The 26,919-nt window shown below is 63.3% G+C and carries 24 protein-coding genes; 11 read left to right on the forward strand and 13 right to left on the reverse strand.

Features of this window, described 5'->3' with window-relative positions:
- Positions 1 to 8: 8 nt before the first annotated feature.
- Positions 9 to 770: a leucyl/phenylalanyl-tRNA--protein transferase gene (gene aat, locus ACZ6WW_RS16635; protein WP_465275196.1), complete on the forward strand. Its 762-nt coding sequence runs from the start codon at positions 9 to 11 to the stop codon at positions 768 to 770.
- On the opposite strand, the gene ACZ6WW_RS16640 is transcribed toward aat, so the two are convergent.
- From ACZ6WW_RS16640 to ACZ6WW_RS16655, 4 genes are all read right to left on the reverse strand, one after another.
- The gene (locus ACZ6WW_RS16640) at positions 771 to 1,601 is read right to left on the reverse strand and encodes an HD-GYP domain-containing protein (RefSeq protein WP_465275197.1); all 831 of its coding nucleotides are present in this window, start codon (positions 1,599 to 1,601) and stop codon (positions 771 to 773) included.
- Between the two features lie 133 nt (positions 1,602 to 1,734).
- The gene (locus ACZ6WW_RS16645) at positions 1,735 to 2,424 is read right to left on the reverse strand and encodes a class I SAM-dependent methyltransferase (protein ID WP_465275198.1); all 690 of its coding nucleotides are present in this window, start codon (positions 2,422 to 2,424) and stop codon (positions 1,735 to 1,737) included.
- A complete protein-coding gene (gene ispG, locus ACZ6WW_RS16650; protein WP_465275199.1) occupies positions 2,425 to 3,693 on the reverse strand; it encodes a flavodoxin-dependent (E)-4-hydroxy-3-methylbut-2-enyl-diphosphate synthase in 1,269 nt (422 codons plus the stop codon).
- Between the two features lie 246 nt (positions 3,694 to 3,939).
- Positions 3,940 to 5,946: an acetyl-CoA hydrolase/transferase C-terminal domain-containing protein gene (locus tag ACZ6WW_RS16655; RefSeq protein ID WP_465275200.1), complete on the reverse strand. Its 2,007-nt coding sequence runs from the start codon at positions 5,944 to 5,946 to the stop codon at positions 3,940 to 3,942.
- A 63-nt stretch (positions 5,947 to 6,009) separates the two neighbouring features.
- Between ACZ6WW_RS16655 and ACZ6WW_RS16660 the strand changes: the two genes are divergently transcribed.
- From ACZ6WW_RS16660 to ACZ6WW_RS16675, 4 genes are all read left to right on the forward strand, one after another.
- On the forward strand, positions 6,010 to 7,491 hold the full coding sequence (locus ACZ6WW_RS16660; RefSeq protein ID WP_465275348.1) for a phospholipase D-like domain-containing protein: 1,482 nt from the start codon (positions 6,010 to 6,012) through the stop codon (positions 7,489 to 7,491).
- 93 nt (positions 7,492 to 7,584) lie between these two features.
- Positions 7,585 to 8,970, forward strand: coding sequence for an exodeoxyribonuclease VII large subunit (gene xseA, locus ACZ6WW_RS16665; protein WP_465275201.1), 1,386 nt, complete (start codon positions 7,585 to 7,587; stop codon positions 8,968 to 8,970).
- Between the two features lie 63 nt (positions 8,971 to 9,033).
- Positions 9,034 to 10,677, forward strand: coding sequence for an acetolactate synthase large subunit (locus tag ACZ6WW_RS16670; protein WP_465275202.1), 1,644 nt, complete (start codon positions 9,034 to 9,036; stop codon positions 10,675 to 10,677).
- A 13-nt stretch (positions 10,678 to 10,690) separates the two neighbouring features.
- Positions 10,691 to 12,121, forward strand: coding sequence for an aldehyde dehydrogenase family protein (locus tag ACZ6WW_RS16675; RefSeq protein ID WP_465275203.1), 1,431 nt, complete (start codon positions 10,691 to 10,693; stop codon positions 12,119 to 12,121).
- A gap of 660 nt (positions 12,122 to 12,781) precedes the next feature.
- Here the strand turns inward: ACZ6WW_RS16675 and ACZ6WW_RS16680 are convergent.
- Entirely contained in the window at positions 12,782 to 13,528 is a 747-nt protein-coding gene (locus tag ACZ6WW_RS16680) for a YdcF family protein (RefSeq protein ID WP_465275204.1), read from the reverse strand.
- A gap of 106 nt (positions 13,529 to 13,634) precedes the next feature.
- On the opposite strand from ACZ6WW_RS16680, the gene ACZ6WW_RS16685 reads away from it, so the two are divergent.
- From ACZ6WW_RS16685 to ACZ6WW_RS16710, 6 genes are all read left to right on the forward strand, one after another.
- A complete protein-coding gene (locus ACZ6WW_RS16685) occupies positions 13,635 to 15,059 on the forward strand; it encodes a lipase family protein (protein WP_465275205.1) in 1,425 nt (474 codons plus the stop codon).
- Between the two features lie 51 nt (positions 15,060 to 15,110).
- Entirely contained in the window at positions 15,111 to 15,665 is a 555-nt protein-coding gene (locus ACZ6WW_RS16690) for an RNA polymerase sigma factor (RefSeq protein WP_465275206.1), read from the forward strand.
- Entirely contained in the window at positions 15,662 to 16,600 is a 939-nt protein-coding gene (locus ACZ6WW_RS16695; protein WP_465275207.1) for a hypothetical protein, read from the forward strand. The genes ACZ6WW_RS16690 and ACZ6WW_RS16695 overlap by 4 nt, the downstream gene beginning before the upstream one ends.
- Positions 16,597 to 17,193: an IMPACT family protein gene (locus ACZ6WW_RS16700; protein WP_465275208.1), complete on the forward strand. Its 597-nt coding sequence runs from the start codon at positions 16,597 to 16,599 to the stop codon at positions 17,191 to 17,193. The genes ACZ6WW_RS16695 and ACZ6WW_RS16700 overlap by 4 nt, the downstream gene beginning before the upstream one ends.
- Positions 17,194 to 17,294: 101 nt before the next feature.
- Positions 17,295 to 18,443 carry an acyltransferase family protein gene (locus ACZ6WW_RS16705; protein WP_465275209.1) on the forward strand — a complete coding sequence of 383 codons (1,149 nt, stop codon included), beginning with the start codon at positions 17,295 to 17,297 and terminating at the stop codon, positions 18,441 to 18,443.
- Between the two features lie 74 nt (positions 18,444 to 18,517).
- Complete coding sequence (locus ACZ6WW_RS16710; protein ID WP_465275210.1) at positions 18,518 to 20,290, forward strand: ABC transporter transmembrane domain-containing protein; 1,773 nt, start codon at positions 18,518 to 18,520, stop codon at positions 20,288 to 20,290.
- A gap of 138 nt (positions 20,291 to 20,428) precedes the next feature.
- Here ACZ6WW_RS16710 and ACZ6WW_RS16715 read toward each other — a convergent pair whose 3' ends face one another.
- The 8 genes from ACZ6WW_RS16715 to rlmD form a co-directional block, all read right to left on the reverse strand.
- The gene (locus ACZ6WW_RS16715; protein ID WP_465275211.1) at positions 20,429 to 21,178 is read right to left on the reverse strand and encodes a copper homeostasis protein CutC; all 750 of its coding nucleotides are present in this window, start codon (positions 21,176 to 21,178) and stop codon (positions 20,429 to 20,431) included.
- A complete protein-coding gene (locus ACZ6WW_RS16720; RefSeq protein ID WP_465275212.1) occupies positions 21,175 to 22,215 on the reverse strand; it encodes a N(4)-(beta-N-acetylglucosaminyl)-L-asparaginase in 1,041 nt (346 codons plus the stop codon). Before ACZ6WW_RS16720 ends, ACZ6WW_RS16715 begins: the two co-directional genes overlap by 4 nt.
- 100 nt (positions 22,216 to 22,315) lie before the next feature.
- Positions 22,316 to 22,522 (reverse strand): cold-shock protein, encoded by a 207-nt coding sequence (locus ACZ6WW_RS16725; protein ID WP_281849389.1) that lies wholly within the window; start codon positions 22,520 to 22,522, stop codon positions 22,316 to 22,318.
- A 173-nt stretch (positions 22,523 to 22,695) separates the two neighbouring features.
- Positions 22,696 to 23,445 (reverse strand): S-methyl-5'-thioinosine phosphorylase, encoded by a 750-nt coding sequence (locus ACZ6WW_RS16730; protein ID WP_465275213.1) that lies wholly within the window; start codon positions 23,443 to 23,445, stop codon positions 22,696 to 22,698.
- Between the two features lie 47 nt (positions 23,446 to 23,492).
- Positions 23,493 to 24,044, reverse strand: coding sequence for a hypoxanthine-guanine phosphoribosyltransferase (locus ACZ6WW_RS16735; protein WP_465275214.1), 552 nt, complete (start codon positions 24,042 to 24,044; stop codon positions 23,493 to 23,495).
- A complete protein-coding gene (nagZ, locus tag ACZ6WW_RS16740; RefSeq protein WP_465275215.1) occupies positions 24,041 to 25,057 on the reverse strand; it encodes a beta-N-acetylhexosaminidase in 1,017 nt (338 codons plus the stop codon). The genes ACZ6WW_RS16735 and nagZ overlap by 4 nt, the downstream gene beginning before the upstream one ends.
- Positions 25,051 to 25,572, reverse strand: a complete 522-nt coding sequence (locus tag ACZ6WW_RS16745; RefSeq protein WP_465275216.1) for a CYTH domain-containing protein — start codon at positions 25,570 to 25,572, stop codon at positions 25,051 to 25,053. The genes nagZ and ACZ6WW_RS16745 overlap by 7 nt, the downstream gene beginning before the upstream one ends.
- On the reverse strand, positions 25,572 to 26,888 hold the full coding sequence (gene rlmD / locus ACZ6WW_RS16750) for a 23S rRNA (uracil(1939)-C(5))-methyltransferase RlmD (protein ID WP_465275217.1): 1,317 nt from the start codon (positions 26,886 to 26,888) through the stop codon (positions 25,572 to 25,574). The genes ACZ6WW_RS16745 and rlmD overlap by 1 nt, the downstream gene beginning before the upstream one ends.
- Positions 26,889 to 26,919: the final 31 nt, after the last annotated feature.

The raw sequence follows: 26,919 nt of genomic DNA on the forward strand, positions 1-26,919 counted from the left end.
TAAGCCCCATGTCAGCAACGCTCACCCTGCCCCTACTCGACAGCACGCGGCCGGAGCGCTTTCCCAACCCGCGCAATGCGCTGCGCGAGCCTAATGGGCTATTGGCGTTTGGCGGCGACCTGTCACCGCGCCGGTTGTTGGCCGCGTATTCGCAGGGCATCTTTCCGTGGTTCAACGACGACGAACCGATTCTGTGGTGGTCGCCCGATCCGCGCTGCGTTTTTCATACCGCCGAACTGCACGCCAACCGCAGCCTGCGACGGCTGCTGGGGCGCCAACGCTGGCGCGTCACCATCGACCATGCGTTCCGTGAGGTGGTCGAAGCCTGCGCCTCGCCGCGGCCCGGGCAGATCGGGACCTGGATCATTCCGGCCATGGTCCAGGCCTATGCGGCGCTGCATAAGACCGGCCATGCGCATAGCGTGGAAGTGTGGGATGGCGAGCGGCTGGTCGGCGGTGTCTACGGTGTCGCGGTGGGGCGGCTGTTCTGTGGCGAATCGATGTTCAGCCGCGAGAGCGGTGGCTCCAAGCTGGCCTTGATCGCCCTGGCGCGGCTGCTGCGGGGCTGGGATTTTCCACTGATCGATGCCCAGGTCACCAACCCGCATCTGCTGAGCATGGGTGCCGTGGAATACCCGCGTGCGCAGTTCCTGCGCGTGGTGGCGCAGCTCAATCACCTGCCTGGCCAGCCGGGTAACTGGTCGGAATTCACGCCGCAGTTGGTGGCTCGCCTGTGCGACGAAGGCCTGGTCGCTGGCGACGCCATCTGATCACTGGACCGAGAGCGATTCGGGAACCTCATTAGTACCCAGCAGGACCAGCTCGTCATAGTGCGCAAGGAAAAGTTTCACCAGGTGCGGATCGAGCTGGCTGCCGGCGGCATTACGCAAATAGTCGATGACCTGGTCTTCCGGCCACGCGGGCTTGTACACGCGCGGATGGCTGAGTGCGTCCCATACATCCACCACACTGAAGACCCGCGCCGCCAGTGGAATCATTTCCCCGCTCAAGCCTTGCGGATAACCGGCACCGTCCCAGCGTTCATGATGCGCGAACGGGATATCGGTGGCGTCACGCAGAAACTCGATCTGCCGCAACATCTCATGACCGATGCGCGTGTGGGTGCGCATCACCGCCATTTCGTCCGGGGTGAGCGGGCCAGCCTTGACCAATACGCTATCGGGCAAGGCCAGCTTGCCGATGTCGTGCAACAAGGCACCGAAACGAAGATTGCGCAGCGCCTGTCCGCGTATGCCGGCAAGCCTCGCCAGCCCGGTGGCCATGCGCATGACACGCTCGGAGTGGTCGCTGGTTTCCTTGTGCCGGATGTCCATGGCCGAGACCAGCACCCGCAGTGACTGCAGATGGCCATCGCGCAGCCGCTGGTTGACCCGATCCATGCGGCGCATATCGCGCGAAACCAGCCAGTAGATCAGTACGCCGGTGCATACGACAAAGATCGAGCCCTTGAGAACCATGACCCGATAAAACAGGTACCGGTCGTGCAAGACGGCCACCAGCAACCGATCGGATAGCCAGATCCACAGCACCGATACGATGACGTAAATCAACGCAATACGCAGTTGCGGCTTGATCGTCACTCCGGATGTCCTCCGCGGCGTCAGCCCCCTGTCGAACCGCCGCTTGTCACGGCGAGCCCGAGCCACCCTCTGCGCCCCAAGGTAGCCCTACGGCTTATTACCTCATCTGAGCGCGTTGTGCGAGTCCGGCAGGTCACGCCGAAACTTGAGTGGTGGCCTTGAGCATGAACACGATCGAGGCAGGACGACCCGTATGAGGGTGCAGTGGCTCATCCAGTGCTGAGATATACAAGCCCGCCGCGGCGAAACTGGCCTGCCACCCCGCCAGCGTCCGGAAGTACCACGGAGCAGCCTGACCGAAGCCATCGCCACAACCTGCCCAGGAGCCGTCGCGCCAACCATCCAGGTAGAGGGCGCTGCTGTCGGCCAAGGGATGCAGGGTCTGGATCAGCAAGACGCCACCCGGCTGCAGCATGGCCGGCATGGCCTTGAGCAAGTCCTCGACTGACGCCTTGCCCAGCAAGGAAAAATTGCAGATCACTGCGTCGAAGCGTTCGGGCAACACACCGGCGGCAAGATCCGCATAGGAAAGCTCGCGAAAATCGCCGCCCTGTGTGCGTGCCGCGGCGAGCAGCTCGGGCACGGTATCCACACCGGTCACCTGCAATCCGGCCTTGCTCAGGCGATGCGCCAGCCAGCCTTCGCCGCAACCGACGTCGAGTACACGACGTGGTGCCTGGGCAAGCACCGCGCGCACGATGGCTTCGTCGGTTACCAGCCTGCGACTTTCGATGGTTTGTTCGCGAACGGCACGCGTCCAGGGCACGGCATTGCCGTGCCAGACGTCGACGATGGCTTGCTCTTTATCGTCGACGCGAGTCACTCAGGCACCGCGTGCGACGTATTTGCTGGCAACGTAGTTGTCGAGGATGCCGACGAATTCCGCGGCGATGTTATCGCCACGCAAGGTCATCGCCTTCTCGCCATCGATAAACACCGGCGCCGAGGGAGCCTCGCCATTACCCGGCAAGGAGATGCCGATATTGGCGTGCTTGGATTCGCCCGGGCCGTTGACCACGCAACCCATCACTGCGAGGGTGAGGTTTTCCACACCGTCGTATTTGACGCGCCACTCGGGCATTTTCTCGCGCACGTGCTCCTGCACCGTCTTGGCCAGCTCCTGGAAAAATTCGCTGGTGGTACGGCCGCAGCCCGGGCACGCGGTAACCAAGGGTGTGAATGCACGCAGGCCCATCGTCTGCAGTAGTTCCTGAGCGACGATGACTTCGCCCGTGCGTGCCCCGCCCGGTTCGGGCGTCAACGAAATACGAATGGTGTCGCCAATGCCTTCCTGCATCAGCACGGCAAGTGCGGCGCTGGAGGCAGTAATGCCTTTCGAGCCCATGCCCGCTTCGGTCAGACCCAGGTGCAAGGCGTAGTTGCAACGCGCGGCCAGGTCGCGATACACCGCGATCAGTTCCTGCACGCCCGAGACCTTGCACGACAGGATGATGCGGTCGCGCGCCAACCCGATTTCTTCGGCACGCGCCGCCGAGTCGAGCGCCGAACGGATCAGGGCTTCGCGTGCGACATGCGCCGCGTCCCAGGGCTGTGCGCGTAGTGCATTCTCGTCCATCAAGGTTGCGACCATGCTCTGGTCGAGCGAACCCCAGTTGGCACCGATGCGCACGGGCTTGCCGTACTGGATCGCCTTTTCGATGATCGCGGCGAACTGGCTGTCTTTCTTCTTGCCGAAGCCGACGTTGCCCGGGTTGATGCGGTACTTCGCCAATGCTTCGGCACAGGCCGGCTCGGCTTCGAGCAGTTGGTGGCCGTTGTAGTGGAAGTCGCCGATGATCGGCACGTTCACACCCATCATTTCCAGGCGTTCGCGAATGCGCGGCACGGCAGCGGCGGCGGCCGGCGTATTGACCGTGATGCGCACCAGTTCGGAACCTGCGCGCGCCAGCTCGGCAATCTGCTTGGCGGTGCTGGCCGGGTCCTCGGTGTCGGTATTGGTCATCGACTGGACCACGATGGGTGCACCGCCACCGACGATGACCTTGCCGATCTGCACGCCGACACTGGGACGGCGCGGCTCGGGTTCGGCCGTGGCGGCCAAGAGGGTGGAACGCTGGTCGATCACGCTCATGTACGAAATAACCGGAGGCTGGAGCTGCCAACAGGGCGGCGGCTGGGGTGTCAAGGATACTTCATGGCGGCGGGGGCTTCATGACAAAGCGCCTTCACTGGGAGCGGCTTTGGGAAGTTTCCCAAAAGCCCTTCCTACTCGTCATCCCGGCGAAGGCCGGGATCCAGTGCCTTACGGTTCAACGCATGAAAGTCGCTGGGCCCCGGCCTTCGCCGGGGCGACGATGAAAAACTGAGGAAAACCCGGCTATTTCGGGGGGCCAGCGGCAGAGCTCGCCTGTTGCGTTGAGGCGGTTGCCTGCCTGGACGCATTGCGGCGCAAAGCGGCCACCAGCAGCCTCCGCTCGATACGACCCTTGATACCCAACCCATGCGGATCGGCCAGATCCATCCGCTGCAGCGCCTCGTCTTCGCCCGGCATGAACTCGCCCGGCCGTAACGCGGCACGCACCAATCCCCACTTGCCGCGCAAACTATCGCTGGAGGATTTCAACCAGGACAAGGCAGGAAGCAATTGCCGCTCGACTTCAGTGAAATCGGAACCGAACGGAAACTCCGGTAACAGGCCCTTACGCCGCAAAGGATCCAACGCCTCGCGCAGATTTTCCGGCGTGTTGCGACGCCATTTTTCCGGAATCTGAAAGTCGGCCGCGAGCTTGCCGTTGGATTTGGCCTCCGCACAAAGCGCATCGAGAAAACGCGCGTCGGTGATCGCAAGCATCGCCTCGATGCATTCGCTGTCGGTCTTGCCGCGCAAGTCGGCCACGCCGTATTCGGTGACGAAGATATCGCGCAGATGACGCGGGATCGTCGTGTGGCCGTAGTTCCAGCGGATATTGGACTGCACCGTGCCGCGCACGCGACGGGTCGAACGCAGCAACAGGATCGAACGCCCCTCCGGCAACTCGTGCGCCATCGCGACAAAGTTGTACTGCCCGCCGACGCCGCTGACGACATGGCCGTCGTCGAGTCCGTCCGACACCGCCGAACCGAGCAAGGTGGCCATCATGCAGGTATTGAAGAAACGTGCGCCGCGCCGCTGCAGCGTGGCCAGTGCCTGATGATCGCCATACAACTGGTTGACGTTGGAGACGCGGCACATGTCGATCGCATCCGGATCGCCTTGCTCGGTCGCATGCAGCCACTCGTACAGTTCGCGCGAACCGAGAAAAAAAGCGCCGCGCAGGTAATGCCCGCCCGGCGTGTGCGAATCCAGGCGCCCTTCGGCCGAGGCGCGTTCCAGTGCCAGCGTGTCCCAGGAGCGACGCTTGAGAATGCCCACGCGCGCCAGCTGCATGAAGCCATCCATCACCATCTCGCTCGCGCCGTACAGGCCCCGCACGAAAGGCGCCAGGCCACCGCCGCGCGCGGCCAGCTTGTGCGTGACGCGTGATGTATCCAGCGCAACCAGCGCGCGGCGCCAGTGCACATTTTCTTGCTGGCGCAACATCAGCGCCTTGACCAGCGCATCGGACAAGGTGCCGATACCGATCTGCAGGCAGCCGTCGTCCTTGATCAAGGCACTGGCATGTATGCCAAGCGCATATTCGGCGACATCCACCTGCGCGCGCGGCAGCGCGAACAATCGCGGCGAGTGCGACGGCGTCAGTTCGATATCGAAGAACTCCGCAGGCACCTCGGCATCGCCACCCATATAAGGCAACTGCGGATGCACCACCGCGACACACAAGGGCCGGGGCTTGCCGCTGGCCTTGATGCGGGCGAGAAAATCCAGCGTCAGGTCCGGGTTGCACGAGAGGCTGTAGCGCGGCCCCTCGGGCGTATCGCGGCGGGCAACCAATTGCACCAGCAGGTTGATCTCCTGCTCCACCAGGTCGCGTGCAACATGGGTGTAGTTCTGGCTGATGTAGTCGCGCTGCGCACTGTTGGAATGCAACAACGCACCGGACTGCATATAGAACTCGTGCACGGCGACATTGCCGGGCAAGGCGTTGCGCGCCTGGTCGACCGCATAGGCCGGATCTTCGAAATCCTCGCCGAAATGGCGATCGAGAAACGGTTGCAGGAAGCGTGCTTCCAGACCCGGCGCGGGTCGGGGGCGGGTCAGTGAAAGTGCCGTGTACAGGCGCATCGAGCAGGACGCGTCGTTGGCGGTCAGTCGATACAGCGCATTCAACAGCCCATGCGGCTTGCCCAGTCCCAGGGGCGCGGCGATACGCAGCGTCGAGCCCAGTCGCGCCATGATGTCCAGCGCACAGAGTTCCGTATCCGTGTGACGATGGGTGATCGACATGGCGCGATCATGACAGAAGCCAGCGACATTGCGCATACCCACCGGTCCCCTACACTCAGCTTCATGTCAGCTCAGATTCCCGCGTCACCAAACCAATCTCTTTCAAGCCAACGCCTGCTGGCCGAGCAGGCCCTCAGCCGGGCGGCCGGTGCGCCATTGCTGGGCGGCAACGCGATCGAGCTGTTGATCGACGGCGCGGCGCATTACGAGGCATGGCTGGCGGCCATCCGCGGTGCACGCGAACGGGTGCTGCTGGAGAACTACATCATTCGTGACGACGAGGTCGGCCGCGCCTTCCTCGACGCCCTGGTCGAACGCGCACGGCAAGGCGTGCTGGTGGCGGTGGTATGCGACTGGATGGGCTGCCTGGGTCAGTCGCGTGCCCGGTTCTGGGAACCGTTGCGCGCAGCGGGCGGCCAGGTCCGTGTGTTCAACCCGCCGAAGCTCGGCGAACCGCTCGGCTGGATCAGCCGCGACCACCGCAAGTTATTGGTGGTCGACGGGCGTATCGGCTCGCTGTCGGGCGTGTGCATCAGCGCCAAATGGTTGGGCGATGCCAAGCGCGGCATCGAACCCTGGCGCGACACCGGCGTGATGTTGCGCGGGCCGGCGGTGGCCGAGCTGGAGCAGGCGTTTGCGCAAAGCTGGAGCAGCATGGGCTCACCGCTGCCAAGCTTCCTGCCCAGCCAGATTGAAGAAGCAGGCAACGTCGAACTGCGTGTCATCGCCACGCAACCGGCCACCGCCGGCATGTATCGCCTGGACCAGCAGATAGCGGCCATGGCGCGCAAGTCGTTATGGCTGACCGACGCGTATTTCGTCGGCGTCGCACCGTATGTGCAAGCCCTGGCCGCGGCGGCGCAGGACGGCGTGGACGTCCGCCTGCTGGTACCGGGCAGCAGCGATATTCCGTTGGTGGCCGGCATGTCGCGTTCCGGTTACCGCCCCTTGTTGAAAGCCGGCATCCGCGTCTTCGAATGGAACGGCTCGATGCTGCATGCCAAGACCGCGGTGGCCGATGCCCGTTGGGGACGCGTCGGCTCGTCCAATCTCAACGTCGCCAGCTGGTTGAACAATCGCGAGATCGATGTCGCGGTGGAAGACGCCGGCTTTGCCACGCAACTGGCCGAGCAATACGAACGGGATCTGGGCAACGCCACCGAGATCGTGCTCTTGCCACGGCGTCGGCGTACGGCCGCCGAAAGCATCCGTCGCAGTCAACCGCGCCCACGGCGACGGCCCGGTGAACGTAGTGGCAGTTCGAGTCGCGCGGCGGCCGGTGCATTGCGGCTGGCCAACAGTGTCGGTGCGGCCTTGAGCAACCGCAGGGTATTGGGCGATACGGAGACCGGCCCCTTGTTATTGGGCACCCTGGTGCTGGCGGTCGTCGCGGTTGTGGCGATCCTTTGGCCGGCCGTGATCGGCTGGCCGGTCGGCCTCTTCGCTGCCTGGTTCGCGCTCAACCTGGGCATCCGTACCTGGCGGATGCGCCGGCGACACCGGCGGCGCCTGCAGGAAGCCGAAGATCATCCCGACGCCTCCTGAATCAATGCTTTAACTAAGCCATGTAAGTCGCTGTTCAATAACACTACGGTGAGCATCGGCTCGGCCGCGCAATCGTGCTAGTCTCGCGCTTTCATGCACAGCCCCGACGACTTCAACGACCAAGGCGGCGCCCCGCCACGGCAGATTCTCACCCCCAGCTCGCTGAACCGGCTGGTGCGCGGCCTGCTGGAAGACGCGCTGCCGCTGGTGTGGATCGAGGGCGAGCTGTCGAATGTGGCGCGCCCGGCTTCCGGGCATCTCTATTTCACGCTCAAGGACAGCGACGCCCAGGTGCGTTGCGCGATGTTCCGTCCCAAGACCACGCGGCTCACCTTCAAGCCGGTCGACGGCATGCATGTGCTGTTGTGCGCACGTGTCGGCCTTTACGAGCCCCGCGGCGAATTTCAGCTGGTCGCCGAACAGATGGAGCCGGCCGGCGAAGGTGCATTGCGCCGGGAATTCGAACGGCTGAAGACGCAGCTCGGCGCCGAAGGACTGTTCGACCAGGAACACAAGCGCCCCCTGCCCCACTACGCACGTCGCATCGGCGTGATTACCTCGGCGACCGGCGCGGCGATTCGCGATGTGCTGAGTGTGCTGTCGCGTCGCTGGCCGCTGGTCGACGTGGAGGTGTTGCCCGTACCTGTACAGGGACGTGAAGCACCGTCGGCAATTACCGCGATGTTGCGCAAAGCCTCCCGCAGTGGCCGTTACGACGTACTGCTGTTGACCCGCGGCGGCGGATCGCTCGAAGACCTCTGGGCCTTCAACGACGAGAACGTCGCGCGGGCGATTTACGCCAGTGACGTACCCGTGGTTTCGGCCGTCGGGCATGAAGTGGATTTCTCGATCGCCGATTTCGTCGCCGACCTGCGCGCGCCGACACCTTCGGCAGCCGCCGAATTGCTGGTACCCGATCGCGCTGCCAGCCTGCGTCATCTTCGCCAACTGCAGCAGCGCTTAGGTTCGCTGCAACAGCGCCGGCTGCATACGCTGAGTCAGCGCAGCGATCATCTGTATGCGCGTCTGCAGGCACAGCGTCCGCAGGCGCGCCTGGCACGTGACCGCGAACGGCTGACGCATCTCTTGCGCCGCCTGCATGCGGTGCAACGCGAGCGCGGCCAGCAGCGGCAGCGTCGGCTGGAACGCCTGCATGCCCGGTTGCTGGCTCGCCATCCACGCCAGCAATTGCCCCTGTTGCAGCGGCGGCTAGCTGAGCAGGACTTGCGCCTGCGTCGCGCGATCGTGCGCATCCTGGAACGCCGTCGCCAGGCACTCGACCAGGCCGGCCGGACGATGCATGCGGTCAGCCCCCTGGCAACACTCGATCGTGGTTATTCGATCCTGTTTGACGCGCAAGGACATGTATTGCGTTCGGTGGCGGGAGTCGAACCCGCGGCCGAGGTACGTGCACGGCTGGCCGACGGTGAACTGAATCTACGCGTGGTGGACGATCTCACATCGACTGAACGCGACTGATTGCATTCTTGGCCGTTGCTTGAACGCTGTTTAAGAGAACGCTGTTTAAGAATGGAGTGACGAATGAAAGCGGCTGCGTTGTTCGTAAAGGCTCTCGAGGCCGAAGGTGTCCACAGCATCTTCGGCGTTCCCGGCGAAGAAAACCTCGATTTTGTCGAAGCACTGCGCGAATCATCGATTCGCCTGATCGTTACCCGCCACGAACAGGCCGCCGGCTTCATGGCAGCGACCTGGGGCCGGCTGACCGGCGAAGCGGGTGTTGCGTTATCCACGCTCGGACCCGGCGCCACCAATCTGGTGACGGCCGCGGCCTATGCCCAGCTCGGCGCCATGCCGATGCTGATGATTACCGGTCAGAAGCCGATCCGCACGCATAAACAGGGCCTGTTTCAGCTGGTCGACGTGGTCGACATGATGCAGCCGCTGACCAAGTACACCCGCCAACTGGTCTCCGCACCGACCATTCCGGCACGCGTGCGCGAAGCGTTTCGCCGCGCCGAAGAAGAACGCCCCGGCGCCGTGCACCTGGAGCTGCCCGAAGACATCGCACGCGACGAAGTGGACGAAGTCATCCTGCTGCCGACCGAATACGCTCGCCGCCCGTCGCCCGATGATGCGGCACTGGTGCAGGCGGCCGAAGCGATCAACAGCGCCCGGCATCCGATCCTGATGATCGGTGCCGCAGCCAACCGTCAACGCACTACTGTCGCCCTGCGCGCTTTCATCGACAAGCTCGGTATTCCGTTCTTTACCACCCAGATGGGCAAGGGCGTGATCGACGAGGCGCATCCACTTTGGCTTGGCAACGCTGCGCTGTCCGATGGCGATTTCGTGCATCGCGCCATCGACGCCGCCGATGTGGTGATCAATGTCGGCCATGACGTGGTCGAGAAACCGCCGTTCTTCATGCACAAGGGACGGCGCACGGTTATCCATATCAACTTCTCGTCCGCGGAAGTCGACACCGTGTACTTCCCGCAGATCGAGGTGGTCGGCGACATCGCCCATACCGTCGAGCGGCTGACCGATGCGCTGAGCAAGCAGGAGCACTGGGACTTCACCTATTTCGACAAGGTGCGCAAGGCGTTTCATCTGCAGCTCAAGCAGTACAGCGACGACGATCGTTTCCCGATGCATCCGGTACGCATCGTCGACATCACGCGCCAGTTCATGCCTGACGACGGCGTGCTGTGCCTGGACAACGGCATGTACAAGATCTGGTATGCGCGCTATTACCGCGCACGCCAGCCCAATACCGTGCTGCTCGACAACGCACTGGCCACGATGGGCGCCGGCCTGCCCTCGGCGATGGCGGCCAAGATGGTCTATCCGCATCGCAAGGTCATGGCGATCTGCGGCGACGGCGGTTTCATGATGAACGCACAGGAGCTGGAGACAGCGATTCGCCTCAAGCTCGATCTGGTCATCCTGCTGCTGCGCGACGATGCCTACGGCATGATCCGCTGGAAGCAGGCCGAAATGGGTTACGCCGACTACGGCATGCAACTGGGCAACCCCGATTTCGTTGCCTTTGCCCAAGCGCATGGTGCACATGGCCATCGCCCGCAGAGTGCCGCCGAGTTTCTGCCGATCTTGCAACGCGCCTTCGACCAGGGTGGCGTGCATCTGATCGACCTGATGATCGATTACTCGGAAAACCATCGCATCCTCAACGAAGAGATCCGCGAGCTCAGCGCCGCGGTCTGATCCGGAGTCTTCCATGCTTGAGAAAAGCTACCCCTACTACCTGGCCAACAAGGCACAGACGTCCAAGGAAATGATGGACGTAACGGACAAGTACACCGGCAAGCGCGCCACCCGCGTCGCCGTGCCCGATGCGGCGGCGGTGGAAAAAGCCATTGCCGCGGCGGTGAAAGCAACCGTACCGATGCGCGAGTTCAAGCCGTGGGCACGCCAGGCCGTGTTGCAGCATTGCGCCGATCGTTTCGAAGCGCGCCGCGAGGAGCTGGCCTATGCGCTTTGCGTCGAAGCCGGCAAGCCGATCAAGGATTCCGACGGTGAAGTCACCCGCCTGATCGAAACCTTCCGCATCGCCGCCGAAGAGGCCGTGCGCATCAACGGCGAAACCATCAACCTGGAAATCGCCAAGCGTCTTGACGGCTATCACGGCTATACCAAGCGTGTGCCGCTGGGGCCGGTGTCGTTCATCACGCCGTTCAATTTCCCGTTGAACCTGGTCGCGCACAAGGTCGCCCCAGCGATCGCCGCGGGTTGTCCGTTCGTGCTCAAACCGGCCGAACGCACGCCGATCGGCTCGCTGATCATCGGTGAAATCCTGGCCGAAACCGACCTGCCCAAGGGCGCCTTTTCGATCCTCAACCTGGACGGCAAACATGCCTCGCCGCTGGTCGAAGATCCACGCTTCAAGCTGCTGTCCTTTACCGGCAGCCAGATCGGCTGGGACCTGAAAGCCAAGGCCGGCCACAAGAAAGTCACGCTCGAGCTGGGCGGCAATGCGGCCTGCATCGTCGATGCCGACCAGGCCTCGAAACTCGACAAGGTCGTCGAACGCATCATCTTCGGTGCGTTTTACCAGTCCGGGCAAAGCTGCATCAGCGTGCAGCGCATCTACGTGCACGAATCGATCTACGACGAACTCAAGCGCAAGCTGGTGAACGCCACCAAGAAACTGAAATCCGGCGACCCGAAAAAGAAAGACACCTTTATCGGCCCGATGATCGATGAAGTCGCGGCGACACGCCTGCACGACTGGATCGAAGAAGCACGCAAGGCCGGCGCCAAACTGCTATGCGGCGGCAAGCGCACCGGCGCGATGCTGGAAGCGACGTTGATGGAGAACGTACCCGAAAGCGCCAAGGTCAATCGCATGGAAGTCTTCGGCCCCTTCGCCCTGCTCGCACCATTCAAGACATTCGACGATGTGGTGGCGATGGTCAACGACTCGGACTATGGCCTGCAGGCCGGCATCTTCACCGACAGCCTCAATCATGCGATGCGCGCGTGGAACGAACTCGATCAGGGTGGCGTGATCGTCAATGACATCCCGAGCTTCCGCGTCGACAACATGCCCTATGGCGGTGCGAAGTATTCGGGCATTGGACGCGAAGGCGTGAAGTACGCGATCGATGATATGAGCGAGTTGCGGTTGATGGTGATTCGGGATTTGTGATGGTAGGAGCGAGTGGAGAGGAGTGAGGAGTAAGTAAGAGCGCCACCCCACTCCTTGCCCCAAACCTCCCTACTTCGTCATTCCGGCGCAGGCCGGAACCTATTCCTCAAGGTTTCCGCTAGCAAAACGTTATCTGACGAGCGAGAGCCTGAAGAATAGATTCCGGCCTGCGCCGGAATGACGAGAGGGGTAGGCGAGAGTGAGGGAACACCTTAAGTCCTCAGCATCACGACGCCTCGCGCACAGATTCGGCGTACCTCAGAAGCGCCAGAAGCGTCCCCTGTCGGTTCGAGTAGGCGGTACGAACGGTTTTATCTCTCAATGCTGCTCAGAGCTCTGGCTCCAAAGGCCATTTCTCTTGGGTTACTTTCTCTTTACTCCGGACCTAAAGGTCCTCCGCCCTCCGGGCCGGCTTCGCCGTTCGCATGCGCTACGCGCAAGCGTGGGCCAGCAAAGAGAAAGTGACTCGCTCGCCGGCAGGCGAGTGAAACGCCCGCTGCGTAAGCGGCCAGGTCGCCGAAGCATCCAGGCAAGAACCAAACACTGACGCCACTGGGTTCCGGCCTACGCCGGAATGACGAAGTAGAAGAGTCACGTCAAGCATGACAGTCACTGGGTCCCGGCCTCCGCCGGGACGACGAGCTGAGGGGCAATCGCACCCTACTTCACCTTCGGCGCATTCCACCCCATAAACTCATAAACGTCATACCGCCAAGCCCCAACATACTCATGCAACGCCGCATCCGTCAGCGCCAGATTCCAGGCAGACGGCCACACACTCAACGTAGCCCCCATAAAATCCCCACGCACCGGCTCCGGCCGTATCCCGAAATGTGCGAAATAAACCAGGCTACGACGAAGATGCAAACCTGAACTCACCAGCCAGGTACGTTCGGGTTGATAACCGTCCAGCAGCGGCCGACTGAACTGCGCGTTCTGCCAGGTGCTCGCACTTCGCGGCTCGATGATCTGATCGCTCGCCGGCACACCCAGTCGCTCCAGCACCTTGCCATACACCACCGCCTCGGCCACACCGTGATGCTGCGGATCCCCACCGCTGACCAGCACTTTGCAATCGCGATCGGCCAGGTGGCAGGAACGATAGAGCTCGGCGGCGGTATCGATGCGGCCATAGGCAAACAGGGTCGGTTCGATGTCGTCGCCGCTCACTCGCTCCGTACCCGCCCCGAGCAAGACAATGGCATTGCGCTGAGCCCAATCGGCATCGGTACGCAGGGCGTAAGGTGACTGCAGCCCGCTCATCAACCAGCGCGGAAGCGGCCCGCAACCGGCCAGCACCACCAGCAACACGGACAGCCATAGCGCGGCCGTGCCCGTGCGAGACCAACGCCAACGGCGCAGCAACAGACCGACGATCAGCAAGCAGGCGCAGATGCCAAGAATCATGGATATTCCCTCGTTGTTGCTATCAGCTTAGCCGCCTGATGCGACATACGTCGAACAGGCTGTCATCCGATCGCGCGATACTTCGGCCCAGGCAAGGAGTCGAATCATGACCACGCTGGTTTTCGTGCACGGCTGGAGCGTTACCAATACATCCACCTATGGCGAGCTTCCCACGCGGGTGCAGCAGCGAGCCGCGGCTGCCGGCCTGGGGTTGACGATTGCCGACCTGTGGCTTTCCGAATATGTGAGCTTTGATGACACCGTCACCATGGGCGATCTGGTGCGTGGCTTCGATCACGCACTACGCGACCTGCATCTGCTCGACAGCCGCTTTGCCTGCGTCGCCCACTCCACCGGCGGCCCGGTGGTGCGCGAATGGCTGCGCGCTCAACGCGAGCGGCCGGGTGCGCACAGCACGATCCGGCTCAGTCATCTGGTCATGCTGGCACCGGCGAATTTCGGTTCGGCGCTGGCGCAATTGGGCAAGGGCAGCCTGGGCAAATTGAAGTCATGGTCGAATCACGTCGAACCGGGCCAGCGGATACTCGACTGGCTGGAACTGGGCAGCGCCGAGTCGCTGTCGTTGAACCTCGACCACATCCATGGCGACGATCCGGCAGCACGTGGGCAGTTCCAGTTCGTGCTGACCGGCGACCGCCCCGATCGCACGCTCTACGATCACATCAACAGCTATACCGGCGAGGATGGTTCCGATGGCGTGATACGCGTCGCTGCCGCCAACCTCAATGCGCAGCACGCGGTGCTGACGCGCAACAGCGCGGACACGTTGGCGCTCAACGTCACCCAGGCACCACGCAGTGCATTCAAGCTGATTCCCGATGCATCGCACTCGGGCGATACGTCCGGCATCATGACCGCGGCCGGGGATCACACGGTCGATAGCATCGTGCGCTGCCTGCGTATCTCCGACGCAACCGGTTACGCCGCGCTGTGCAACGACTTCGACAAGGAAAACGCCACGCGCAACCAGGAGCCGGTCGAGCTGGAACCGGTCGGCCCGTTTTCGCCGCGTGTACATATCCACGATCCGCGCAGCCTGTTGATCGTGCGCCTGACGGACGAAGCCGATGAGCCTCTGGTGGACAGTCGTTTCCTGTTGGAAGCGGGTACGCCGCCGAACCCGGACTGGATGCCGCAGGGCTTCATGCTGGACAGACAGGCCAATTCGCGTGCGCGGCATGTGATCTCGATGTTCTTGAACCATGCGCTGCTCGCCGGCAGCGAACGCATCGCCGATCCCCGCGACGGCCGTAAGACGCTGCGCACCGCCGTCCAGGCGCATCGGCCGTACAGCGTCAACATGCAACCGGCCGACCTCACCGGTCTGGTACACCACGCGGCGGCCAGCATGCAGCAAGGCGACGACCTGATGGACGTGCTGGGGCCTCATCAGACCACGGTGCTGGATGTGGTGATGCCGCGCAAGGTGCGCGAAGGCATTTTTCGGCTGACGCAAGTGCTGACGCCACGGGACTTCAGGGAGCCGACGCCGGGGAGCGTGATTCCGTAAACGGCGGTGCCATCTGGCACCTTCCCTACACTTTCCCTTAACCTCTATGCCATGGATGTCGCCGTGGACGAGGATGCAACGCTGATGCTGGCCTATGCGCAAGGCGACGTAGCCGCCTTCGAGGCTTTGTATGCGCGTCATCGTGCCAAGCTTTTCGGCTTCCTGTTGCGGGCCGCTCGCGACCGCAGTACTGCGGAGGAGCTGTTCCAGGACACCTGGAGCCGGGTGATCGCCGCCCGGGTGCGTTACCAGGCACAGGCCAAATTCAGCACCTGGTTGCTGCAGATCGCCCACAATCTGCTGATCGACAGCTACCGCCGCAAGCGCCCACTGGCCGAGGGCGAAGAAGCCGAGCTGGCGCTGGCCCGGTATGAGATCCCGGAACACGAACAGCCCGAACACGCTCTATCCGATTTCGAGCACCGCCGACGCCTGCAACTGGCAATCGAACAACTGCCCGATGAGCAACGTACTGCCGTGCTGCTGCGGCTGGAAAACGACTTGAGCCTGGAGGAAATCGCCCAGATCACCGGTGCCGGCCGCGAAACGGTTAAATCGCGACTGCGCTATGCCATGAACCGACTGCGCGAACAGCTGGCCGAATGACGACGCCACACGCCCCCGACGACGAACGCCTGCCCGGCGAAGACGAACTGTCTTCGCTGTACCGCAAGCTGCCGACCATCGAGCCGCCCGCCGCGCTCGATGCCGCCGTGCGTCGGGCAGCGGCCGAAGCGGTGAAGCCGGCGGTCGCCGTACACCGACGTGCACGTTGGCCTGTCGCGCTGAGTAGTGCCGCGGCATTGGTTGTCGCCGCTGGCCTGGCTTGGCGTATGGGGCAATTGCCGAGCAAACAGGACGAACTTCGTGAGGCCGCAGCGCAGCACGAGGCACAGACGGTGGCGACGCAAGCACTACCTTCGGTGGATCACGAGCGAACGGCGTTACGGTCAAGTCCATCGTTGCAGGCACCGCCGAAAATCATCGCGCCGCCCGAGCCAGCCAAGATCCCATCTCCGAAGGCTCTGGCGCAGCACAAACAAATGGTACGACCGCAGCCCCCATTGGTAGAGGAGGCAAGCAGCAACCCGGTACCGGCGCCTCCTCCTGCCCCACCCGCACCGCCCGCACCACCTTCGGAAATCGTGGATCGACAGGCCGACGCGGCAATGAAAGCAGCGCCCGAGGCGGCACCGGCCGTCGCGGATCGGGCCGCGCAGGTCGAACGTGCCTTCCAGCAAGCTGGAGCCAGCTCGCAGTCCGCACCTGCACGCAAATCCGCTGCGCCGATGCCTACGCAGGCGATGCCCGCTCCGATGGCTCCGCCACCCATGGCGGAGCAAGCTATGCCCGCTCCTGCGCCGGTTAACGACATGAGCTTCGACAAGGCCGCTACGCCCGAGCAGGAGTTGCAGAAAATCCGCAGCCTTTTCGCCAGCAACCAGCGCGACGATGCGCGCAAGCGGCTGGCCGACTTCCACCGCGATCACCCCGACTACGAGTTGCCCGCCGACCTGCGCGACCAACTGCTGCAACCATGAGCGACACGCTGTACACGCTCGACGCTATTTGCCAGCACGCCGAAGAGATCAAGAAAAGCCGCTTCCTCGCCCAGGCCGCACCGGTAACCAAGGCCGATGACGCACTCGCCTTCGTGCGCCAGGTGAGCGACCCGGCCGCCACGCACAACTGCTGGGCCTACCGTATCGGTCAGGACTATCGCTTCAATGACGACGGCGAGCCCGGCGGTACCGCGGGGCGTCCGATCCTGCAGGCGATCGAAGGACAAGGTATCGACCGCGCGGTGGTGGTCGTGACGCGCTGGTATGGCGGCATCAAGCTTGGCGCGGGCGGCTTGGTACGCGCGTACGGCGGCAGTGCGGCCGAATGCCTGCGCCGTGCACCGCGTACGCCGATCGTGGCGATGGCGCAGCTCGCGCTGCATTGCGAGTTCGGCGAACTGGCCCTGCTCAAGGCACGGCTCAAGGATTGGATGGCACAGATCGAGCACGAGGCGTTCGATGCTACCGGCGTGTCGCTGGTACTGGGCCTGCCCGAAAGTCTGGTCGACGAAGCGCAGGCACGGATCACCGATATGAGCCGCGGGCGCATCCAACCACGGCGTCTGCCATAAAAAAGCCAGCCGGCCGCCCCGCACCGCGCAGCACGCACGCCTAGACTCGGGCGCCTGCATCGCCGGCGTGGCGATGATGGAAGGGAAACCCAAGGATTCGCGTGAACCGTCTACCCGGTCTGGACCTGCTGCGTGCGATTGCCATCGTCTGGGTGATGACGTTTCACGCGTACATCGTCTGGGACATCACCGACGACATCCGCCCTTACTGGCAATTCGGCTGGATGGGTGTGGACCTGTTCTTCGTGCTCAGCGGATACCTGATCGGCACGCAGGTATTGAAGCCATTGGCGCGCGGCGAATCGCTCGACTTCGGCGACTTTTATCTGCGTCGTGCATTTCGCATCTTCCCCGCGTTCCTTGTCGTGCTGGCGCTGTATGCGCTATGGCCTGACTTTCGCGAACAGCCGGGCATGCAGCCGGTGTGGCAGTTCCTCACCTATACGGTGAATCTGCTGATCGATACGACGAAGAACCTGGCCTTCTCGCATGTCTGGTCGCTGTGCGTGGAAGAACATTTCTACCTGCTGTTTCCCGTGCTGGCCTGGCTGCTGACGCGGCGCGCGTCACTGCGCAAGACGGTCACGGTCTACCTGCTCATCCTGCTTGGCGGCATCGCGTTGCGCAGTTTTATCTGGCTGCACTGGATGCAACCCGTGCAGAACGCCGATGACAACCGCTACGGCACGATCTTTCTCGAACATATCTACTACGCCAGCTACTCGCGTCTGGACGGCCTGCTGGCCGGCGTGGTGCTGGCAACGATCCAGGTATGGCGGCCGCTGTGGTGGGCACACCTGCAGGCGAAAGCCAACCGGGTCATGCTTGCCGGCCTGGCCGTGGTCGCCGCCGCCATGTGGATCTTTACCGACCGTACGGGTTTTGTAGCGACGTCGATCGGTTATCCCCTGCTTTCCCTGGGCCTCGCGCTGCTGGTTTGCGCGGCAAGCAGCACGCAAAGCTGGTTGGGACGTTGGCGCGTTCCGGGTGCGGGATGGCTGGCGCTGGCCTCCTACAGCCTCTACCTGAGTCACAAGGCGGTGTTTCATCTGGTCCAGAAGGCGTTGGCGGCGTATCCGCAGGTCCACGGCCTGGTGGCATTCGCCTGCTACGCGCTGGCAACCTTGCTCGCTGGTGCCCTGCTTCACTACGCGGTCGAGCGGCCTTTTCTGCGATGGCGCGATGCCTGGCTGCGACGCCCTGCGCAAAAACAGCTATCCATCGGCGTTACCGACTCCGCCGGCGCTTGAGCTCGACGCGCTCAAATTGTTGAATGAGCGGGTAAAGCCCCCATGTGTGAGGCTTCCGAACCACGGCGATAGCGATGAGCGTACCCCCGGCGACCGACCCCAAGCCCCAACGCCGCCTTGGCGCGCTGGTTCAACTCTGGCCTTTCCTGAGACCACACCGTGCGTTGGCGATCGGCTGGCTGGTGTTTCTCGCTATCTCATCCAGCGCCACGCTGGTCCTGCCGGCTGCCGTGCGCAAGATCGTCGACCAGGGCTTCAGCGCTGCCAACGCCGAGGCGATCAACCAGACCTTTCTCGGCCTGTTCTGTGTGGCGGTCGTGCTGGCCTTTGCCACCGCCGCTCGCTACTTCTGCATCACCCTGCTCGGCGAGCGTGCCCTGGCGGCGATGCGCAGCCAGCTCTATGCCCATGTGATCCGGCTCGACGTCGGCTTTTTCGAGCGCAGCCGCGTCGGCGAACTGACGTCGCGACTGGGTACCGACACCGAAGTGGTGCAGGCCCTGATCGGCTCGGGCATTTCCATTGCGGTGCGCAGCGTGGTGATGCTGATCGGCGCCACGGCAGCCATGATCTGGACCAGCCCGCGCCTGGCCGGCCTGACCGGTCTGGTGATCCCTGTGGTGCTGTTGCCGATCCTGATCTTCGGTCGGCGGGTGCAGAAGCTGTCGCGCGCCAGCCAGGATCGCCTGGCCGATGCCGCGGCGATCGCCAACGAAACGCTCAACGCGGCGCCCGCGGTAAAGGCGTATGCACGCGAGGGCGTCGAAAGCGAGCGTTACGGCAGTGCCATTGCGCTCGCCCTGGCCACCGCACGTCGCCGCATCAGCGTGCGCGCGATACTTACCGCCGCCATCATCGTGTTGTTCTTCGGTGCCATCACCCTGGTGCTGTGGGCCGGTGCGCACGACGTGCTCGACGGCACGATGCAAGCCGGCGTGCTCAGCCAGTTCGTGTTGTATGCGCTGTTTTCCGCCGGCGCACTGATGAGCCTTTCCGAAGTCTGGGGCGACGTGCTGCGTGCCGCCGGCGCCACCGAGCGCATCAGCGAACTGTTCGCGGAAACGCCGGAGATCGTCACGCGCGAGCCGGCCATCGCACTGCCGAAACCGACACGGGCCGCGCTGCGTTTCGAGCATGTTGAGTTTCATTATCCGAGCCGCCCGGATGCACCGGCCTTGCACGACTTCACGCTGGACGTACGCCCTGGCGAAACGGTCGCCCTGGTCGGCCCTTCCGGTGCAGGCAAGAGCACGGTGCTTGCGTTGCTGCTGCGTTTCTACGATCCGCAGCGGGGTCGCATCAGCTTCGATGGGATCGACCTGAAGGCGTTGGCGTTGCCCGAGCTGCGCGGAGCGATTGCGCTGGTGCCGCAAGAGACGGTGATCTTCAGCGGTACGGCTGCGGACAATATTCGCTTCGGTCGTCAGGACGCCGGCGATGATGAAGTGCGTGAGGCGGCTGCCTCGGCTGAAGCGCATGAATTCATCAGTGCATTGAGTGGCGGCTATGCATCGGAGCTGGGCGAACGTGGTGTGCGCCTGTCCGGCGGTCAGCGCCAGCGTGTTGCCATTGCTCGTGCGATTCTGCGCGATGCGCCGTTGCTGCTGCTCGATGAGGCGACGTCGGCGCTGGATGCACAGTCCGAAGCGGCGATTCAGAAGGCATTGGAGCGACTGGAACGTGGCCGCACCACGCTGGTGATCGCGCATCGTCTGGCAACGGTGAAGCGTGCCGACCGCATCGTGGTGATGGATGGCGGGCGCATCGTGGCGCAGGGCACGCATGAGAGTCTGCTGGCCGAAGATGGGCTTTATGCGGAGTTGGCTCGATTGCAGTTTGTGGCTTGATGTAAGGGCAAGAGCCCCCCTCACCCCAGCCCTCTCCCCCGGCAAAGCCAGGGGAGAGGGAGCCAAGTTGCGCAAGTGCGAAACAATGAGGCTTCCCTCAGTCGGCCCCCTATCCCCTGGCTTTGCCGGGGGATAGGGTTAGAGCCTGCCCCGGACTTGATCCGGGGGTGAGGGGGCAAGCGCCGCAACCAACGCACGCACCTGCTCAACCTCCGAACGCCACTCCCCGCCCTGCATATCCCGCAGGCCATCAGGTTGCCAATGCATCCCGGAAGGCAACGCCTTCTTCGCCGAAGCATGAAACTCCTCAGCCCCCGTTGCAGCCTTCAACGCCGCAACGTTCTGCGCCGACACCCCCGCCCCAGGCATGATCGCGATGCGCCCTGCAGCCTGCTGTACCCATTGGCGAATCGATGCGGAACCTTCCAGCGCCGTTGCGTGACCACCTGAGGTCAACAGCCGCTCACACCCGAGCGCAATGACGTCTTCCAGGGCTTGCCCGGGCACATGCGCCAGATCGAACGCACGATGGAACGTCACACCCAGCTTCCCTGCCGCATCGACAAGCGGCCGGCAACGCGCCTTATCGACATGGCCATCGGCATCCAGCACGCCAATGACCACACCATCGCAACCCTGCGCGGCGCAGTGCTCGATGTCGCGCTGCATCGCCTCACATTCCAGGTCGTTGTAAAGAAAATCGCCCGCACGCGGGCGTATCAGCACATAGACGGGAATACGCAGGCGCTCGCGCACCATCGCGATGGTCGCCGGCGACGGCGTCAAACCACCCAGTTCGAGCGCACTGCATAGCTCCACGCGCGATGCGCCACCCTCTTGCGCAGCCAGCGCAGAGGCAACCGAATTGACGGCAATTTCCAAGGTCATGTGAAGCTCGTCGTGTAGACGCTTTGCGAAGGAACCAGGCCATCCTGTTTCTTTGCATCGCAGATGGCATAAGAGAAACCGTGCTGGATCGCATACGCGCCGACTTCGCCGTGACGGTTCATGGCAAGAAAGCCCACCTGCAAGGTCTTGGATGCTTCGCGCCGACGCTTGACGATACGCATCACCGCTTCCTGGCAGGCCTCCTGCGGCGAGCGTCCCTGACGCATCAGCTCGACGACCAGAAAACTACCGGCATTGCGGATCACTTCTTCGCCCACGCCGGTCGACGTCGCACCGCCGACCTCGCCGTCCACATAAAGACCGGCGCCGATGATCGGACTGTCACCGACGCGACCGCGCATCTTCCACGCCATGCCGCTGGTGGTGCAGGCACCGGCCAGGCGACCCTGGTCGTCGATCGCCAACATGCCGATGGTGTCGTGGTTGTGGGCGCCACCGGGCAAGCCGGTCTTGCCGTAGTCATGTACTTCGCTATTGATCGAAGGCTCGTAGTGAGCGGTCTTCAACCATTCTTTCCAGGCCTGCTCCGATTCGGGCGTCAGCAGGTTTTCCTTCTTGAAGCCCTGCTCGATCGCGAACTGCAAGGCACCTTCGCCGACCAGCAAGACATGCGGCGTGCGCTCCATGACGCGGCGCGCCACGCTGATGGGATGGGCGATGTGCTCCAACGCCGCCACGGCACCGCAGTTGCCATCGGCATCCATGATGCTGGCGTCCAGACTGACGTGACCGTCGCGGTCGGGATAACCGGCGCGGCCCACGCTGTGGTTCTTCAGGTCCGACTCCGGCACCTGCACGCCCTGCTCCACGGCATCGAGTGCATGGCCGCCCTTGGACAGCACCGCCCAGGCTGCCTGGTTGGCGGCGACACCAAAGTCCCAGGTGGAAATGACCCGCGCGGCACCTGCGGCCTTTGTCCTGGACGCCGACGCGCCCTGCGCCGGCAAGGTACCGCTCAGCGCGAAGGCCGAGGCCCCCAGCAAGGAGGCTTTAAGAAAATCGCGGCGATCGCTCATGTTTTTAATCTCCGGGTTATTACTCATAAAAAAACCCCGCGCTATAAAGGCGCGGGGTTTTTCTTAAACACTGATCGGCAAGACGCCGGATCGAGATGACTTAGACAGCCACTTCGACGCCGGAAGCCTGGGCGCCCTTGGGGCCCGTGGTGACCTCGAACTTCACGCGGTCGCCTTCCTTGAGGCTACGGAAGCCCTTCGAATTAATTGCCGAGAAGTGAACGAACACATCTTCCCCACCGTCCTCAGGCGCGATGAAACCGAAACCCTTGGCGTCGTTGAACCACTTGACCGTACCGAAACGCATTGCGTGAACCTCTAAAATCATGGATTGGATACACCAAGGCCATGCGCCGAACCACAATCAACCCCTTGGTCCCCCGCCCCTGGCAAAGTGAAGTATCAACATGTTTGAGGGCAAAGCGCAATATCCGGAGGGGTACGGTCGACTTAAATCGATACTCAGAGCATCCCTAAAGGTCAGCTTTTGAGCAAAGCCGCAAGGATATTCGGCACTTCGGCGGTGGCTGCCGCCAGGTGGGCGAATATTTCCTCGATGCTGATTTCTTCTTCATCGCCGCAGCCGGCAGCGAAGTTGGCCACCAGCGCCAGGCAGGCGTAATCGATTTCAAGTTCGCGCGCCAAGGCCGCCTCGGGCATACCGGTCATGCCGACCAGATCGCAGCCGTCGCGTTTCAGACGAGCGATCTCGGCACGGGTTTCCAGCCGCGGTCCCTGGGTCGCGCCATAGCAACCGCCGTCGATCACCGCAATGCCCGCATCGGCTGCCGCTGCCACCAATGACTGACGCAAGGCACGCGTGTACGGCTCGCTGAAATCGATATGTTTGACCTCGGCGCCCTCGACATCGCAATAGCTTGTGTAACGGCCGTGGGTGTAGTCGATGATCTGATCCGGCACCACGATGACACGCGGTCCCATATCGGCACGGATGCCGCCGACGGCATTGACGCCGATCACCCGGCGCGCGCCCAGACTGTGCAAGGCCCAGAGATTGGCGCGGTAATTGACGCGGTGCGGCGGAAGGCTGTGACTCTCACCGTGGCGCGCCATGAAGGCCACGCGCTTGCCGGCAAAATCGCCCAGCACTACGTCGCCCGACGCCGCGCCATAAGGCGTGTTCACGGCATGGCGCTCGGTGTTTTCCAGGCCGGGGAATTTATACAGGCCGCTGCCGCCGATGACGGCCAGGTCGATGGATGTGGACATAGTCAGGTGCCGGGTAACAGGAATGATTTGAAAAGAAAAACGAACGCCTAGTCCTTCAGCGCGTAGATCGCCGGAAGGTTACGACCCTGCTCGTAATAATCCATGCCATAACCGAACACATAGCGATCCGGCAGCTCGACGCCGTTGAAGTCGGCGGCGACGCCTTCGACCAGGCGATCATGTTGCTTGGTGCACAGGCTGACGATCAGGACCCGGCGCGCACCACGACGCAGGCAGTCGTCGCGGACGGCCTTGAGCGTGTGCCCTTCGTCGAGAATGTCGTCGACCAGCAACACCGTGCGGCCGGTCATGTCCGCCTGCGGCTCGCGCAGCCAGTGCAAGTCGCTACCGGAGGTCGCACCGCGATAACGGGTGGCATGTACGTAGTCGAATTCGAGATCGGTGCGGATGGCCAGCGCCAGCTGGCCGGCAAAGATCAGCGCGCCGTGCATGACGGTGAGAAACAACGCACGCTCGCCGTCGAGGGCAACGTCGATCTGGCGGCCCATATGCGCGATGGTCGATTCGAGTTCGTCGCGGTTGAACAGAAGATCGGCATTCGCCAGGGCGGCGTCGAGCGAAGGGACTTGCGCGGTCATGCTTTTACTTCCTCGCTATGCAAAGCGGTGATGCGCGCGACGAAACGATCGCGCTGCGGGTTGTCGGTGAGGCCTTCCCAGGTCGAGCCGATGGCGCCACGCAAGGCGGCCAGTCGCTCGGCACCGGGCGCAGTACGCCCTTTTACCGCAGCAATGGCTTCATCCACCACCTCGGGGAAACAGGCCAGCACCAGGTCGCAACCGGCATCCAGGTGACCGAGCACCCGCCCGGTCACCGTACCGGCTACCCCGGCGGCAGCCATGCTGATGTCGTCGCTGATCACCGCGCCGGTGAAACCCAGTTCGTTGCGCAGAATCGTTTCGACCCATCGGCGCGAGTAGCCGGCCGGTTGTTCGTCGACCGCCGGATAGACGACGTGGGCCATCATCACCGCCTCGACGCTGGCGTCGATGCATTCGGCGAACGGACGCAAGTCCTCACGACGGATCTGGTCCAGCGGACGCGGGTCGATCGCCTGCGCCTTGTGCGTGTCGGCAGCGACGGAGCCGTGCCCCGGAAAGTGCTTGAGCACCGCGGCCATACCGCCCAGGTGCATGCCACGCACATAAGCCTGTCCCAGTTCGGAGGCTACGGCGGGATCGGCATGAAACGCGCGCAGGCCGATGGCGGCGTTGCCACGCCCCAGATCGACCACCGGCGCAAAACTGAAATCCACGCCGATCGCGCGCATCTCGCTGGCCATCACCCAGGCGTGTTCCTCGGCAAGGCGAATGGCGTCGTCCGGATCGCGGTCGTAAACCCTGCCGATCGCGGCCAGCGGCGGCAGTCGCGTAAAGCCTTCGCGAAAGCGCTGTACCGGACCGCCTTCCTGATCCACTGCGACCAGGAAGTCTTCGCCGGCCACATCTCGGACCGATTCGATCAATGCCGTCACCTGCTCGCGCGATGCGAAGTTGCGCCCGAACAACAGGACGCCACAGACACCCGGCGCCTTCAGCCAATCGCGCTCATTGTCGGCCAGTTCAAGGCCGGCGATTCCGATCATCAGCATGCGGCATCGGCTCCTTCGCGTTCGGCATCGCCCCAGCGGGAGTACGGATGCTCGATCAGATTGACGTTGTAGTAGCGCAATTGCGCGCTGACTTCGCGGCCCAGCCAGGCTGGACGCGGAAACGGGCTGTCAACGCTGGGCAACTCGACTTCGGCAACGACCAGGCCATGGTTGTCGCCAAGAAATTCGTCGATCTCGAACAGCACGTTGTCGACCGTGACGTAGTGGCGGATTTTTTCCAGCACGCCGTCGCACAAGGTCGCCAACATCTGCGCCGCGTCATCGACCGGAATGGGATATTCGAACTCGGCACGCTCGATCCCGAGCGTGGCCGATTTGATATTGAGCCAGGCCCGCTCGCCGGCGCGGCGCACTCGCACCGAAGCCTGCGCATCGCCGCTCTGCAGTGCGCGCACACCGACCAGATACCCCTGGGCGATGCGCTCGCTACGAGCGACGCCTGCTCGCCAACTGTCGTCGGCGAGCAGAAACTTGCGCTCGATCTCCACGCCCATCAGCCGCGCTCGAACAAGGCGATCGACTCGACGTGCGCGGTGTGCGGGAACATGTCCATGACACCGGCCGACACCAGCTTGAAGCCATGCTTCTGCACCAGGATGCCGGCGTCACGCGCCAGCGAACCCGGATGACAGGACACATAGACGATACGCTGCGTTTCGCGATGCGGCAGGTATTCCAGCACCTTGTCGGCACCAGCGCGTGGCGGATCGAGCAGCAGCTTGCTCCACGGTTCGCGCGCCCAGGTGGCATGACGCTGATCTTCGAACAGGTTCGCCACATGAAATTGCGCATTGTCGATGCCGTTGCGCGCAGCGTTGGCGCCGGCGCGTTCGACCAGACCATGCTCGCCTTCCACGCCGGCGACTTGCGCGACACGACGCGCGATCGGCAAGGTGAAATTGCCCAGACCGCAGAACAGATCGAGCACGCGATCGTTCGGTTGTGGATCGAGCAAGGCCATGGCGCGCGACATCATGCGCTGATTCATGCCGGCATTGACCTGCACGAAATCGAGCGGACGAAACTCCAGCTCGACGTCATGCGCACGATCGTCGTCCGCCGCGATACGAAACGCCAGGCGCGGCGACTCGGGCCACAGCGGATACACGCTGCTGATACCGCCCGGCTGTAGATAAATGGCCAGATCGTTGGCTTGTCCGAACGCCACCAGGGTGGCCTGATCGGCATCGCTCAATGGCTTGAGGTGACGAAACACCAGGGCCATGGTGTCGTCGCCGGCCGCAAATTCGATCTGCGCGATATCGCCGGCCGCATCCATGCCGCTGATCGTTTGCGCGAGCAGGCCGATCTTCGGGCCGAGCGACGGATGCACGACTTCGCATTGCTCGATATCGGCGACGAAACGCGGATTGTCCTCTTCGCGAAAGCCGACCAGCACGCGCCCCTTCTTCGCCACATTGCGCACCGACAGACGCCCCTTGCGGCGATAGCCCCAGGGCTGATCGACCAGCGGCTCGAGCCACGTCGCGGGCTGCACCTTGCCGATGCGCTCGAAGTTCTCGGCCAGCACGTGTTGCTTGGCTTCGATCTGCGCGCCGGCATCCAGATGCTGCAGCGAGCAGCCGCTGCACTGGCCGTAGTGGCGGCACTTCGGCTCGACCCGGTGAGGTGAACGGGTCAACAGTTCGATGACTTCCGCTTCGTCGAAATTGCGGTGCCGGCGGCGGATGCGCAGACGCACGTTTTCGCCGGGCAAGGCGCCGCTGACGAAAACAGCCTTGCCGTCAACGCGGGCAACGCCGCGGCCGTCGTGGATGAGATCGGTAATCTCGGCTTCGAATTCTTTCATCACTATAAAAAATACCGCGCACCCGCATCGG

This window comes from Dyella sp. NPDC103356 (genome assembly GCF_055584465.1).

Coding starts and splice junctions, on each gene's coding strand:
- aat (WP_465275196.1), top strand. CDS start 9: ATGTCAGCAACGCTCACCCTGCCCCTACTCGACAGCACGCGGCCGGAG.
- ispG (WP_465275199.1), bottom strand. CDS start 3,693: ATGAGCGTGATCGACCAGCGTTCCACCCTCTTGGCCGCCACGGCCGAA.
- ACZ6WW_RS16655 (WP_465275200.1), bottom strand. CDS start 5,946: ATGTCGATCACCCATCGTCACACGGATACGGAACTCTGTGCGCTGGAC.
- ACZ6WW_RS16660 (WP_465275348.1), top strand. CDS start 6,010: ATGTCAGCTCAGATTCCCGCGTCACCAAACCAATCTCTTTCAAGCCAA.
- xseA (WP_465275201.1), top strand. CDS start 7,585: ATGCACAGCCCCGACGACTTCAACGACCAAGGCGGCGCCCCGCCACGG.
- ACZ6WW_RS16670 (WP_465275202.1), top strand. CDS start 9,034: ATGAAAGCGGCTGCGTTGTTCGTAAAGGCTCTCGAGGCCGAAGGTGTC.
- ACZ6WW_RS16675 (WP_465275203.1), top strand. CDS start 10,691: ATGCTTGAGAAAAGCTACCCCTACTACCTGGCCAACAAGGCACAGACG.
- ACZ6WW_RS16680 (WP_465275204.1), bottom strand. CDS start 13,528: ATGATTCTTGGCATCTGCGCCTGCTTGCTGATCGTCGGTCTGTTGCTG.
- ACZ6WW_RS16685 (WP_465275205.1), top strand. CDS start 13,635: ATGACCACGCTGGTTTTCGTGCACGGCTGGAGCGTTACCAATACATCC.
- ACZ6WW_RS16690 (WP_465275206.1), top strand. CDS start 15,111: ATGGATGTCGCCGTGGACGAGGATGCAACGCTGATGCTGGCCTATGCG.
- ACZ6WW_RS16695 (WP_465275207.1), top strand. CDS start 15,662: ATGACGACGCCACACGCCCCCGACGACGAACGCCTGCCCGGCGAAGAC.
- ACZ6WW_RS16700 (WP_465275208.1), top strand. CDS start 16,597: ATGAGCGACACGCTGTACACGCTCGACGCTATTTGCCAGCACGCCGAA.
- ACZ6WW_RS16710 (WP_465275210.1), top strand. CDS start 18,518: ATGAGCGTACCCCCGGCGACCGACCCCAAGCCCCAACGCCGCCTTGGC.
- ACZ6WW_RS16715 (WP_465275211.1), bottom strand. CDS start 21,178: ATGACCTTGGAAATTGCCGTCAATTCGGTTGCCTCTGCGCTGGCTGCG.
- ACZ6WW_RS16720 (WP_465275212.1), bottom strand. CDS start 22,215: ATGAGCGATCGCCGCGATTTTCTTAAAGCCTCCTTGCTGGGGGCCTCG.
- ACZ6WW_RS16725 (WP_281849389.1), bottom strand. CDS start 22,522: ATGCGTTTCGGTACGGTCAAGTGGTTCAACGACGCCAAGGGTTTCGGT.
- ACZ6WW_RS16730 (WP_465275213.1), bottom strand. CDS start 23,445: ATGTCCACATCCATCGACCTGGCCGTCATCGGCGGCAGCGGCCTGTAT.
- ACZ6WW_RS16735 (WP_465275214.1), bottom strand. CDS start 24,044: ATGACCGCGCAAGTCCCTTCGCTCGACGCCGCCCTGGCGAATGCCGAT.
- nagZ (WP_465275215.1), bottom strand. CDS start 25,057: ATGCTGATGATCGGAATCGCCGGCCTTGAACTGGCCGACAATGAGCGC.
- ACZ6WW_RS16745 (WP_465275216.1), bottom strand. CDS start 25,572: ATGGGCGTGGAGATCGAGCGCAAGTTTCTGCTCGCCGACGACAGTTGG.
- rlmD (WP_465275217.1), bottom strand. CDS start 26,888: ATGAAAGAATTCGAAGCCGAGATTACCGATCTCATCCACGACGGCCGC.